Genomic DNA, 12,648 nt, shown 5'->3' on the forward strand with positions numbered 1-12,648 from the left:
ATCAGTTCAAGGTGGATCTCTGGTCAGAACTAAGAACGTCATTAAGAACGATTATTGGTACAGATGATGGGAGAGATATTGTTGTCAATCCGCAAACAGGTGTGGTGCTAGTCAAGGCAATGCCGGATGAATTGGCTCGCGTACAGGAGTTTTTAGAAGCAACTCAAATGATTGTTGGAAGACAAGTGTTATTAGAAGCGAAAATTGTTGAAGTGGAACTTTCTGATGGTTTTCAGGCAGGTATTAGTTGGGCTGCACTGGGTAAGCCTGGCTCGGGGAAAACAATTACTGGTGGACAGGTTGGCATTAATACTATTGCCAGCAGTATAGCACTGGACACGAATGTAAAAAAAGGTAATTTTCAAACCCTCGGTAGTGAACTCAGTGGACCCTTTGGTGGTGTATTTGCCCTAGCCTTAGATTTGAATGATTTTAAGGCAATGATTGAATTACTTGGCACTCAGGGCAATGTGCAAGTGCTATCCAGTCCTAGAATTGCCACCATGAATAATCAAAAGGCCGTTATTAAAGTCGGTACTGATCGCTATTTTGTAACGGATTTAAATTCCAGTAATGCCTCAAGTAATATTGGTGGTAGTGCCAGCTTGATTCCTGATTTGGAACTCACGCCATTCTTTTCGGGTGTGGCTTTAGATGTGACCCCGCAAATTGATGATAATGGTGAAATAGTGCTGCATATCCACCCCTCAATCAGTAATGTGACTGAAGATAATCGAGAAATTTCTTTTTCCGAAGATGTGACGATTTCTTTGCCGATGGCCAAGAGTACGATTAGAGAATCAGATAGTATTATTCGTGCTAAGAATGGTCAAATGGTTATTATTGGCGGGTTGATGAGTACTAAAGCAACCGATGATAATGCCAGCGTACCATTCTTTGGCGATTTACCGGTGATTGGTAATGCCTTTAAACATCAACGTGAATTGGCAGTGAAATCAGAATTAGTGATCATGCTCAAAGCCACCTATCTTGAATCTGATGCGGTGATCAATGATACCTTGCAAGAAACCCATGAGCGTTTTAAAAATTTACAGAAATATGATGTCAGTGGTCGTCCATCGAGCAAAGAACCTTCGACCTGGTTTAAGCCATAATAAGGCTGGGAAACACTATGTATCTGGATTATTTTAGTCTCAATAAAGAACCTTTTTCCCTGACACCGGATACGCGTTTCTTTCTGGACTCTGGCCCCTTTAAAAATGCTTTGGAAACCCTGATGGTCGCGGTGGATAATGGCGAGGGATTTATCAAGATAACGGGTGAAGTGGGTACCGGAAAAACCCTCTTATGTCGAAAATTCCTCAATAGTGTCTCTGGTGATATTGTCACGAGTTATATTCCTAATCCCAACATTTCACCTAAAATATTATTGCTCGCCTTAGCCAAAGAACTGGGCGTTAAATCAGCCGTTGGGGTCAATGAATATTCTTTACACCAACTGATAACAGCAAAACTCATTACCTACTACAATGCGAATAAAAAAGTAATTCTTTGTATTGATGAGGCGCAGGCAATGCCGGATGAAACCTTGGAGTCTTTAAGATTATTGACCAATATGGAAACCGAGCGAAGCAAATTAATACAGGTGGTCTTATTTGGTCAGCCGGAGTTAGATGAAAAACTAGCCCTGCGCCATCTGAGGCAATTAAGGCAACGGGTGAGTTTCTCGTTTAAGCTGGAACGCTTAAATAAAGACGTCATGATCAATTACATCACTCATCGATTGGTAATGGCCGGCTTTAGTAGTAGTGAATTATTTCATCAATCCGCTCTGAATTTGTTGTACCGTTATAGTCGTGGTATTCCTAGACTGATTAATATACTGGTGCATAAGGCGCTTATCCTGTGTTACGGGAAAGGACAGCGGCAAATAAGCAAGGCCATTATGAAACAGGCGATTGCAGATACGGAAGATGCCTATATTGAAAAAAAACAGCGCCATTATTATCAGCGTGTTATTCCCGGTGGTCTGGCCTTAGCGGGTGCGATGGCAATTGGTTATAGGATGTTGTCATGAGTGTGATTAACCAAATGCTGCGCGATTTAGAGCAGCGTAAAGCCACTGAAGCTGTAGATAGTCATTATATTGATGAAGTCAATATTGTGGCAAAAAAGCAATTTAATTTATCTTGGATTGTCCTCAGTGGTGTTTTACTTATTGCCATTATCATGTTTTTCTTGTTGTCAGAAAAAAATGTGAGTGAGACTCAGCAAGCAAAAAATTTGCAAATCTTACCCACTGAAATATCAGAAATAGTGACTGAAGTGGAAGCTAGTGCCATTTCTTCTCGTACCGTACCTTCTGTGCCTATACTTAAGACGATGGCTAAGACTAAACCCGTTCAAATAAGGCTTACCGACTCCGGTTTAAATGTGCCAGAAAACAAGACGAAAGAGGTATTGGAAGAAACTGCAACAGAAAAAGAATTACCGGTAATTAAAGCTCAAAAAACAGCTATCACTATTGCCTATAAACAACCATCAGTGAAAACTAAAGTTATATTAAAGTCCGAGCCAACAAAGAAAAAAGTGCAAAAGAAAAGTATTGTCTCAGCTAATATCGCAATGAATGCTAAAGTGATATCCTCGTCGCCTCCCTCGGTCAGAGTGAAATCTGTTGCGCAGAAAAAAACCAGAGAACAAGTGATCCATCAGGCTAGACAAGTCATGGCAGCCGATCAAAGTGCCGCCATTAAAATATTGGAAAAAAATATAACAACGGTTTCACCGGATGCCAATTATTATTCCTTGCTTGCTAATCTTCAACAACGTCGGCATCAGTATGATGAATCCATCATTTATTATCGTAAGGCTCTTGATGTGGCTGATTTTGACCAGGTTAACAAGGGTGAGCTATGGATAGGCATCGCTTTGGCTTATCGTGGCACAGGTGAAGAAAATAATGCCATGCAAGCCTTTAAGCAAGCTATTCGCAGTGAGAATATCAGCTCGGAACTAAGGCAATATGCTAGCCAGCAAATTCGTATTTATTGAAGAGTGTTTACCGATAAGCGTTTAGAATTATCGTAAAACAACTCTATCTCAGAACAATGAACAAAGCTGAATTTCCCCGATGAATGTTGAGCGCAATCGCCCGGGATGTTTTCTTGGATGCCAGCTTTTTTAAATCTTGCAATGACTGAATCGGCATACGATTAATGGCAATAATTAAATCATCCTTTCTGAGCCCTATCTGCCAGGCAGGGGAGTTTTTGAGCACCTTTAGCACTTCTACGCCTGCTTGTTGTTTGCTGCTTTTAGCAAACTGAGCGCCATCGAGTGAGGGGTGCAATTGCTGGCCACTAAAAGCAGGCTTTGATTCTAGCTTTTGTGCGTTAGCTGCTGTTGTGTCATCACCACCACCTATAATAGCTTTGATCTGAATAATTTTTTTACCCCGTAAGATCTTTAGATTGGCCATTTCTCCTGGACGTCTTAAACCAATATAGTTACGCAACTCTGATGAATTATCAATGCTACTGCCATTAACGCCAGTAATAATATCACCGGACTTGACCCCGGCATGGCTGGCTGCTGAATTGGGAATAACCTGTGCAACAATAGCCCCGTGAGTAATTTTAACGCCAAAGGCTGTGGCAAGTTCCGGGGTAAGATCCTGCACCTGAACACCTAATAAACCACGCTGTATTGAACCATGTTTAATCAGTTGGTTCATAACCGACTGAGCCATGTTCACGGGAATAGCAAAGCCGATTCCGATGTTACCGCCACTGCGAGAAAAAATAGCGGTATTAATGCCAATTAATTCACCGTGCAAGTTGACCAATGCGCCACCAGAATTACCGGGGTTGATCGAGGCATCTGTTTGAATAAAGTCTTCATAACCTTCAATGCCTAAACCACTGCGACCCAAGCCACTGACAATGCCAGAGGTAACTGTTTGATCCAAACCAAAGGGATGGCCGATTGCCAGGGCAAAGTCTCCGACACGTAATTGTTCAGAATTGGATAGTTTGACTGCGGTTAATTTATCGCTTTTGACCTTTAATAGTGCAATATCCGTTTGTGGATCAGTACCAATCAGTTCAGCAATGAGTTTGCGTCCATCTTTTAAAGTGACAAGAATTTCACTGGCCTTATCAATGACATGATTATTGGTTAAAATATAACCCTTATGGGCATCCACGATTACTCCAGAGCCTAAAGCATGGGGGCGTTGTTGTGGTGCCAGGCGTTTCGGTGTGTCAAACTTAAAAAAACGCTTAAAGAGAGGATCATTAAAAAATTCAGGCAGTTGATTATGTCCTGGATTAAGAGAGGAATTTTGCCCTAGGTAGGGACCTTTAGTGGAGATATTAACAACCGCCGGAGTCACTTTTTCCAACATCGGTGCCAGAGTCGGCAAGGCTTTATTTTGACTATCATGAGTGGGCAGAGCGTGTAAGTTATTAAGTAATATCAGGCTAATCAAGAAGATTGATAAGCCGGTAATGAAGATGTTTTTCTTTGTATGAATCATATCTTTTTTAACCAAATTTTCTTTTATAATTTACTGTAGTTTATGTGACTGTATTTTATTAACTTAGTTCAATAGCACCTTTATGAGCGTCTAAATAAGCCAATTCATCTTTACAGGGTAGGATGTGGTGAGGTACGAACCGCATCAAAGCTTATGTTTAAGAGCATGAATTTAAAACCATTGATGCGGTTCGTACCTCACCACATCCTACATTTGAAGTATCCAACACTTTTTACTTCAGCAATCAATTAAAAATCCTCACGAGGATTAAATTCACTGAGTGTTTGCATTTTCTCATAAAGTGCTTTCATCTCATCACTATCAGCTTCAGGTGTCATAATCTGTAAGATAACAAATTGATCCCCTGCATCTTTACCCGGTAAGCCTCGACCTTTTAAACGCAGCTTTTTGCCACCGGGGGTATTAGCTGCCAATTTCATTTCAACTATACCTCCTAGGGTAGGAATCGATAGTTTAGTACCTAATGCGGCTTCCCAAGGGGTAATCGGGAGTATCAGACTGATATTTTTTCCATCAACAGTAAAATGTTTATGGCGATTAAATTTTACTTCCAGTAACAAATCACCACGAATCTGACCTGCGCCACCCTGACCACCAAGGCGTATTTTTTGTCCTTCTTTAATCCCCTTGGGGATTTTTACTTTGAGTTTCTTAGTGCCTGTTGCTACCGAAGGATGACTGCCCGGAATCTGGACATTTAAAGACCGTTCAGCACCATGGTATGAGTCTTCCAAATCAACGGAAATGACAACATTTTGATTTTGCCCTTTCTGTGGACGTCGTTGGCGAGTGAACGTATCTTCCTGACCATGAAATTGTCCACCCCCTGAATTGGTAAACATATTATCAAAGATGTCATTGAAACTGCCTTGTCCGAAACCACCAAAGCCGCTTTGGCCTGCACCACCGGGAGGAGGAGTAAAACCGCCGCCACCCTGGAAAGGATTGCCATCGGCACTACCGAAGCGATCATAATTATCGCGCTTAGTTTTGTCTTTAAGCACATCATAGGCTTCGTTGATCTCTTTAAATTTGGCCTCCGAATTCTTTACCTTACTGACATCAGGGTGAAATTTTCTGGCCAGACGTCGATATTGTTTTTTGATATCAGCATCGCTGGCATTGCGATTGACATCGAGTATTTTGTAATAATCTTTTTTTGACATAAGTTTTGAGGTATTAGGTTATAGGTTGTTTGGTTTATAAGGCGTTATCTTTAAAGATGCTTAGGGTATAATATGGGGCTTAAATTGTAAAAAAGAAGGTATTTTATGCTCACAGAGACACAAAAACAATTTATCTTTAAACGCTCACTGTTTCAGAAGGTGTCAGGCTATACAGCATGGAGTGTTGGTGTTTCGAGCGCAGTTGCCTGGGGACTGATGTATTGGTTAAAACCTGAAATGGTTAATCCACAGGCGGTATTGAGTCTTTTGAAGGCAAAAAAAGACAGTGGTATCGATATGAGCCAATTCACCGATATTGCCGTTTTGGCTGTGACCGGTGCATCGGCGGTTTCAGCAGTGTTCATTTTGCTTATTTTATTAGCTGTCATGTTGAATTCATGGGCTAAGAAAGAAAAGCGTTATCTGGATATTATTAAGCACCTAGAAAGCAAGTGAGATTAGGATAAATCACAGTTATAATTTACTCGCTAAAATCCGCTCAAATTCTGCAAAAGTCTGAGCCATTTCGTTACTTTCAATTTCTATTCCTAGAAGTTTACTGAGTAAACTGGTGGAAAAAATACCTCGAATCCGATAATTATCTTCGTCAGGATGCTCAAGTACCAGCGCATGTTGGCGATTTAGTTTTTTCATGGTGCTGACAATATCACCCACCCGTGCCCGCTCAACCGCATTCCACTCCATCGCGTCAATGGAATCTATACTGGTCATAATGTCGAGCACACAAATTTCACTGCGTGACACACCGTTTGTTTGCTGAAACTGTATGGGTCTTTCACCTTGTAAGTCGCTATAAGTAATGAGGCCTATAATGCGATCTTTTGCATCAGTTACGAATAATAACTTAACCTTCATTTTTTGCATACGATCAATGACTTCATCCAAACTACAGGCAGGGGATATGGTTATTGCAGAGACCTTCGTTAGATCGGTCATTGCTTTGCCCGCAGGGTCTTCGAGAGTGATACTGTCATAAGGATAATAATTGGGTTCACAGAGGGTTGCCGCCACTTGTAATGGCTTTATTTCGAGCGCTTGATAGTTAGTAGGCATCGTACATCTCCCTTTATGTGAGTGAAGTTCTTAGTGTGAGACTCTTAGTGTGAGTAAATAAGTTCACCCTTGAAATAAAATGTAGACAAAGATACTCAGGAATTCAATGAAAAAGGGGAAATATCAAAGAAATTTAATTGTAGAAGGGAAGGGGAAGGGGTAAGAAAGGGAAATGGATAAGCCGAAGGCCTATCCATAGTAAATGCTAAACAGCCATTTCTTTTAACTTTTTAAGCGCACGTACTTTAACGACAGTAGTGGCCTTTTTGGCTTTAAACATCATTTCTTCACCCGTGAAAGGGTTAATACCTTTACGTGCTTTAACGGCTGGCTTTTTGACAGTAACGATTTTTAATAAACCCGGTAGTAAGAATTCACCACAGGCACGTTTTTTGATATGACGTTCGATCAGCATGTCTAACTCAGCCAGTACTGTTGAAACATCTTTTTTACTGATGTCTGTATTTTCTGCTATTTCAGTCAGAATTTGAGACTTGGTCATTTTATTTTGAATAGCGGTTGTTTTTGCTTTTTTAGCGACTGCTTTTTTAGTGATAGATTTCTTGGCTACTGATTTTTTTGCAACGGCTTTCTTCTTGGTGGTAGACTTCTTAGCCACTGGTTTTTTAGCCACTGGTTTTTTAGCGACTGATTTTTTAGCAACCACCTTTTTTTTAGTCACTGCTTTCTTTGCAACGGCTTTCTTTTTTATGGCAACTTTCTTTTTGCTTGCAGCTTTCTTTTTTACGGCCATGATGGACTCCAGTATGATAATAAATTTAAGGGCTTTTATTGCTCTAACTATTGCTTTAATTATGATCTAAGTAAAACGCTTAGGGTATAGGCTCAAATAAAGCAGACATAATATCAGTCTATGATGTAAGCATAATCATTGATCTAACAGATGTATAGTTTTATTGTAATAAAAGTAGCAGAATAATGAAAAAAAGTGTATTTAATTGAATAATTTATGAAAAAAAGGCAAAAATGTGATTGAATCGATAAAAATAGGGGTTTCAGGACAGGGTTTGCATAATATAACAGAGTCTATTGATCGCGTTATTCATCATGCAAATATCATTGAAGGTTTATGTACTGTGTTTGTGCAACATACATCCGCCAGTTTAATTATTCAGGAAAATGCCGATCCATCTGCCCGACATGATTTAGAAAACTGGTTAAACCGTTTAGTGATAGAAAACGATCCACTTTATACTCATACCTTTGAAGGCGCAGACGATATGCCAGCACATATCAAATCAGCAATTACGGCAACATCAATTGCGATACCCGTAATGCAAAATAAAATGGCACTGGGTACATGGCAAGGTTTATATTTATGGGAACATCGCAAGCATAGTGGCCAAAGAACTATAATTATTCATATCAATAATTAACCGGGAGGCCAGGCAAATTGTCTGCCTGCTAATAAATGTAAATGCGTATGAAAGACTGTCTGACCACCCTGTTGGTTACAATTCATATTTAAACGATAACCATCATCGGCGACACCGAGTTCATGAGCTAGTTTTTTTGCCACCAAAATCATTTTACCGAGCAAGTCAGATTCCCGCTCACTAAAATCATTGATCGTTGCAATGTGTTGTTTAGGTATAATAAGAATATGAATGGGTGCTTGTGGTGAGATGTCATGAAAGGCAATGATGTGCTCATCTTCATAGGCTATTTTTGCAGGAATTTTATACTGGGCAATTTGGCAGAAAAGGCAGTTTGATTGAGTCATATTGGTCATTACTCTGACGTTGATTAAGATATTTTGCCTATACGCTAACATAAAATTCAATAAGTGGCTTGTTTTTGGTATGATTTGATAGTGGCTGAGTAAGATTTGATTGTGGCTGAGTAAGCAGTATATGAGGAAGAACAAATGAGTTGGTGGGGTAAGTTTTTAGGCGGTGCGGTGGGTTTTACCATGGGCGGACCACTGGGATTATTAATTGGTGGTGTGATTGGCCACAAATTAGTGGATAAGCCTTTACAGGCAGGCATGGATGATAATAATGAATTAACTCAGGCGGCTTTTTTCTCGGCTACTTTTTCCATTATGGGTCATATTGCCAAGGCTGATGGTCATGTCACGAAAGACGAAATTGCCATGGCAAAGCAGATCATGGATCACATGAAGCTGGATGCAGAACAAAAGAAAGCCGCGATTGCTTTGTTTAATCAAGGTAAACAGGCTGATTTTGATCTGGATGGGGTGTTATTTCAGTTTAAACAAGTGGCGCATCGACGCACGACCTTGTTGCAAATGTTTATGGAAATACAGCTTCATGCTGCTTTTGCCGATGGTAAAATGGATGAGGCTGAGCAATTAATCATTAATAAAGTTGCTCAGCGCTTAGGCTTTACCAACAGACATATTGAACAATTAAGTGCTCTGGTTCGTTCCAATCTGGGCCTAGGCGGCAATCGCTATTACTATAATCAAGGCGACGAGAATAAAAGCCATAGTGAATTAGTCAAAGAAGCCTACGAAATGTTAGGTGTATCTGCTGCTTCCAGTGATGCGGAAGTCAAAAAGGCCTATCGTCGTTTGATGAACCAGCATCATCCGGATAAACTGGTTTCTAAGGGCTTGCCTGAGGAGATGATACAGATGGCGACAGAGAAGACGCAGCAGATTAAGGCGGCTTATGAAATGGTTAAAGAAGTGCGTAAGAAATAAGTGAATGTTGATGCGCATCGTGCCTTAACGACATCCTACAAATATCGAAATTTACCTCGACCTAGGATGCCAATGAGGTACGAAGCACATCATTGAATGTAAAAAATAATGCCTTCATACTAACAGCAGTCTTACAAATTAATATATTTCCCACCACTGGCAATCGCGATGGTAATCAAGCCTAAAATAAGATTGGTTGTCACTAGTTGGCGAATTTTATTCATCAAGGCACCGCCGACAGGATATTCTTTATTGGCTACGGCTATTTTTAGCTGCTGATAAGGGACAAAATAGATATAGGCATAAATGGCGGTCATGATCAGGCCGATGCCATGCATAGTCTGTATATAGAGTGCTTTTAAACCCGCTAAACCACCAAAGACATCAAAAATCATCCAGTATCCAGTGATTAAAATCGTCCCTACGGCAATCCAAACCCAAAAGAAAAACCGTCCGAACACTGCAACCCAAAGAGGTAAACGCTGTGGTGGCTCTAATTGTTCAACGGCAGAAGGGCGCAGAATCATGTGTGCGAAAAACATTCCACCCACCCAAATAACAGCGGAAAGTAAATGCAGAGTAAATGCTAGCGAGTAAGTCATAAAAATACCTCAAAAAAACAGGGAATAAAAATATATCTAGGGTTTATTATAGCCAATAAGCTAGGGGTAAAATACTTTGTTTAACCAATTGTTAACATAACTCACCAACTCATCATCCAGGCCATTATAAAAGTGATTGGCGCCAATCGTCTCTACTTGACGGGAATGCTTATGATGCATTTTTTTCGCTGCTGTTTTACGTGCCTTGGCAGAGCGCATAACGGAATCAAGATCCAGGCTGCCATACATATCTAATAGGGGAATTTTTATTTTCTCAATCATTTTGGGGCTACTATGTGGTATTTCTGTGCCGAAAGAGGGAGTGCCAATGATAATCGCAGCACTGACCAAGGGTGTTTTATCGGCATTAGCAGCATCGGGCTTTTGTTGTAATAAATTAAGCGCCATTAAAGTGCCAAAACTATGGGCAATAAAAACGACTTTCTGATATTGCTTAGCTTTAAGATATTGAATGGCGGCTTCTATTCTAGCCACTGATGCATCAATCACTTTTTTTCGGCTTGCGGGGTCTTTTTGTTCCGGATCTTCCAAGGGCATTTGAATAGAGAGAGTTGACCAGCCCTTGTCGGGTAGCTCGACTCTTAGAGGGTGGATGATATCGCCCCAATCAGGATGTGCTCCGCTACCATGCATCAAGATAATCGCACCCTTTGGCTTACTGGTTTCATATTGAGTAAAAATACTGAAAAATGTTTTTTCCGACCCACTGTTCAAAGGCAAGTCCAAGGGTTCGCCAATGACGATATTATCGCGTAATTGCTCTGCCCAACGTTTTTCACTGTCGATATTCATGGCCTGAATATCAAAGGAGACAAAGACCAGCAAGCCTATTAGACATAAAAATTCCTTTTTGGCTGGTGCTAATCGCGGAATAAATGCTGAAAAATTCGAAATAATCATAGTTATCGTTTAAAATACCTGATTGTATTTTTGATGTAGAACTGGAAATGCTTCTGTTGAGCCATTTATGGCACTAAAAACAGATGCTAAATAGAGTTTCAAATGAACCCTAATTAGCAGGCATTCCCCGTTTATTTCGTTTTAGTTTAACCATTTAATGAGGATTTGTCATGGCAAAGTCTTTAATTGCACCATCTATTTTATCTGCTGATTTCGCCCGTTTAGGTGAAGAATGCGTCAATGTTCTGGACAGCGGAGCTGATGTTATCCACTTTGATGTCATGGACAACCATTATGTGCCAGTATTAACAATTGGTCCTATGATTTGTGAAGCCCTGAGAAATCACGGCATTAAACAAGAAATTGATGTTCATTTGATGGTCAAGCCCGTTGATCAAATTATTCCTGAATTTGCTAAAGCCGGTGCGAGTTATATTACTTTTCACCCTGAAGCGTCCGAGCATATCGATCGTAGTTTGTCTCTGATCCGTGAATCAGGTTGTAAATCGGGTTTAGTGTTTAACCCTGCAACGCCTTTATCAATATTAAAGCATGTGATGGATAAGGTTGATGTGATTTTATTGATGTCAGTTAATCCTGGTTTTGGCGGTCAGAGCTTTATTCCTGAAACACTGAACAAGCTACGTGAAGCGCGTAAGCTGATTGACGAGAGTGGTTATGACATTCGTTTAGAAATTGATGGTGGTGTTAAAATCAATAACATTGCTGAAATTGCTGAAGCCGGTGCGGATATGTTTGTTGCAGGTTCTGCAATTTTCAATACCGATGACTACAAAGCAACCATCGATCAAATGCGTGCTGAATTGGCGAAAGTGGGTAAGTAGCCCCTCGCCTAAATAAATAGCTCTTAAGAAATTAGGTAATATATTTTGACTATGATTAAAAAGCCAAAAATGGTATTAATCGATGTGGACGGTACACTGGTGGACAGTGTGCCGGACTTGGCTTTCTGCGTTGATGAAATGCTTAAAGCTGTCGATATGCCCCCCCATGGTGAAGCCGAAGTGCGTCACTGGGTGGGCAATGGGGTTGAACGTCTGGTGCGTCGTGCCTTGATTGGGCAATTAGATGGTGAGCCGGATGAGGCTTTATTTGCACAGGCTTATCCACTTTTTATGGAACTGTACAAGGAAAACACCTCTAAGCGTAGCTGTTTGTATCCCGGCGTTAAAGAAGGCATTGACTATCTTCAGGCCGCTGGCTATAAACTGGGCTGTGTGACGAACAAGGCAGAAGCTTTTACCCATCCTTTATTAAAAGATTTAGGTTTGTTTGACTATTTTGAGTCTATTGTCAGTGGTGATTCACTGGATAAGAAAAAGCCTGATCCGCTGCCATTATTGTATTCAGCTGAAAAACTCGGTGTTGCAGCTGAAGATTCTTTGATGCTAGGTGATTCAATCAGTGATGTGAAAGCAGCACGCGCAGCCGGTTTTCAGATTATCTGCATGAGCTATGGTTATAACCATGGTGTTGATATCCGTGAATCGAATCCTGATGCTGTTATTGACTCGATGCTTGAGTTAAAATCACTGATATAATATCATTAACAGTAGAAAATACATGCAATTATTCGATAAAAAACAACTGAAAGAGCGATGGTATTTATAGTTTGTAGCCGGACGGGATAGCTGTTCGGTATTCACTAAAGTC

General features: G+C 40.5%; 15 protein-coding genes. 8 read left to right on the forward strand and 7 right to left on the reverse strand.

From position 1 onward, the window contains the following. The 3 genes from mshL to JEU79_RS23470 all read left to right on the forward strand — a co-directional run. Positions 1-1,115 (forward strand): pilus (MSHA type) biogenesis protein MshL (gene mshL, locus JEU79_RS23460; protein ID WP_214660666.1); only part of this gene is annotated, 1,115 nt, incomplete at its 5' end. Positions 1,116-1,132: 17 nt separating this feature from the next. Then, positions 1,133-2,038 carry an ExeA family protein gene (locus JEU79_RS23465; RefSeq protein WP_198266371.1) on the forward strand — a complete coding sequence of 302 codons (906 nt, stop codon included), beginning with the start codon at positions 1,133-1,135 and terminating at the stop codon, positions 2,036-2,038. Beyond that, on the forward strand, positions 2,035-3,015 hold the full coding sequence (locus JEU79_RS23470; protein ID WP_198266372.1) for a tetratricopeptide repeat protein: 981 nt from the start codon (positions 2,035-2,037) through the stop codon (positions 3,013-3,015). Before JEU79_RS23465 ends, JEU79_RS23470 begins: the two co-directional genes overlap by 4 nt. Positions 3,016-3,058: 43 nt before the next feature. On the opposite strand, the gene JEU79_RS23475 is transcribed toward JEU79_RS23470, so the two are convergent. Next, the gene (locus JEU79_RS23475) at positions 3,059-4,516 is read right to left on the reverse strand and encodes a DegQ family serine endoprotease (RefSeq protein ID WP_246540701.1); all 1,458 of its coding nucleotides are present in this window, start codon (positions 4,514-4,516) and stop codon (positions 3,059-3,061) included. Positions 4,517-4,749: 233 nt separating this feature from the next. Beyond that, the gene (locus JEU79_RS23480; protein ID WP_198266373.1) at positions 4,750-5,688 is read right to left on the reverse strand and encodes a DnaJ C-terminal domain-containing protein; all 939 of its coding nucleotides are present in this window, start codon (positions 5,686-5,688) and stop codon (positions 4,750-4,752) included. Between the two features lie 105 nt (positions 5,689-5,793). Here JEU79_RS23480 and JEU79_RS23485 point away from each other — a divergent pair, with 105 nt between their 5' ends. Further along, positions 5,794-6,144, forward strand: a complete 351-nt coding sequence (locus JEU79_RS23485; RefSeq protein ID WP_198266374.1) for a hypothetical protein — start codon at positions 5,794-5,796, stop codon at positions 6,142-6,144. Between the two features lie 18 nt (positions 6,145-6,162). Here the strand turns inward: JEU79_RS23485 and JEU79_RS23490 are convergent, their stop codons facing one another. Beyond that, positions 6,163-6,762, reverse strand: coding sequence for a CBS domain-containing protein (locus JEU79_RS23490; RefSeq protein ID WP_198266375.1), 600 nt, complete (start codon positions 6,760-6,762; stop codon positions 6,163-6,165). 205 nt (positions 6,763-6,967) lie between these two features. After that, entirely contained in the window at positions 6,968-7,429 is a 462-nt protein-coding gene (locus tag JEU79_RS23495) for an HU family DNA-binding protein (protein ID WP_246540712.1), read from the reverse strand. A gap of 322 nt (positions 7,430-7,751) precedes the next feature. Here JEU79_RS23495 and JEU79_RS23500 point away from each other — a divergent pair, with 322 nt between their 5' ends. Then, positions 7,752-8,159, forward strand: coding sequence for a secondary thiamine-phosphate synthase enzyme YjbQ (locus JEU79_RS23500; protein WP_198266377.1), 408 nt, complete (start codon positions 7,752-7,754; stop codon positions 8,157-8,159). On the opposite strand, the gene JEU79_RS23505 is transcribed toward JEU79_RS23500, so the two are convergent. After that, positions 8,156-8,506 carry a histidine triad nucleotide-binding protein gene (locus tag JEU79_RS23505; RefSeq protein WP_198266378.1) on the reverse strand — a complete coding sequence of 117 codons (351 nt, stop codon included), beginning with the start codon at positions 8,504-8,506 and terminating at the stop codon, positions 8,156-8,158. The genes JEU79_RS23500 and JEU79_RS23505 overlap by 4 nt on opposite strands. A 144-nt stretch (positions 8,507-8,650) precedes the next feature. Here JEU79_RS23505 and djlA point away from each other — a divergent pair, with 144 nt between their 5' ends. After that, positions 8,651-9,451: a co-chaperone DjlA gene (gene djlA, locus JEU79_RS23510; RefSeq protein ID WP_198266379.1), complete on the forward strand. Its 801-nt coding sequence runs from the start codon at positions 8,651-8,653 to the stop codon at positions 9,449-9,451. A 131-nt stretch (positions 9,452-9,582) separates the two neighbouring features. Here the strand turns inward: djlA and JEU79_RS23515 are convergent, their stop codons facing one another. Together JEU79_RS23515 and JEU79_RS23520 are read right to left on the reverse strand one after the other, a co-directional pair. Further along, positions 9,583-10,053 carry a CopD family protein gene (locus JEU79_RS23515; RefSeq protein WP_198266380.1) on the reverse strand — a complete coding sequence of 157 codons (471 nt, stop codon included), beginning with the start codon at positions 10,051-10,053 and terminating at the stop codon, positions 9,583-9,585. Positions 10,054-10,113: 60 nt separating this feature from the next. Continuing rightward, positions 10,114-10,974 carry a DUF3530 family protein gene (locus JEU79_RS23520; RefSeq protein ID WP_198266381.1) on the reverse strand — a complete coding sequence of 287 codons (861 nt, stop codon included), beginning with the start codon at positions 10,972-10,974 and terminating at the stop codon, positions 10,114-10,116. A 170-nt stretch (positions 10,975-11,144) separates the two neighbouring features. Here JEU79_RS23520 and rpe point away from each other — a divergent pair, with 170 nt between their 5' ends. Both rpe and JEU79_RS23530 read left to right on the forward strand, forming a co-directional pair. Next, a complete protein-coding gene (rpe, locus tag JEU79_RS23525; RefSeq protein ID WP_198266382.1) occupies positions 11,145-11,819 on the forward strand; it encodes a ribulose-phosphate 3-epimerase in 675 nt (224 codons plus the stop codon). Positions 11,820-11,870: 51 nt separating this feature from the next. Then, entirely contained in the window at positions 11,871-12,536 is a 666-nt protein-coding gene (locus JEU79_RS23530) for a phosphoglycolate phosphatase (protein WP_198266383.1), read from the forward strand. Positions 12,537-12,648 lie beyond the last annotated feature (112 nt).

Origin of the sequence: sulfur-oxidizing endosymbiont of Gigantopelta aegis, from assembly GCF_016097415.1 — a bacterium.
Classification (GTDB): domain Bacteria; phylum Pseudomonadota; class Gammaproteobacteria; order GRL18; family GRL18; genus GRL18.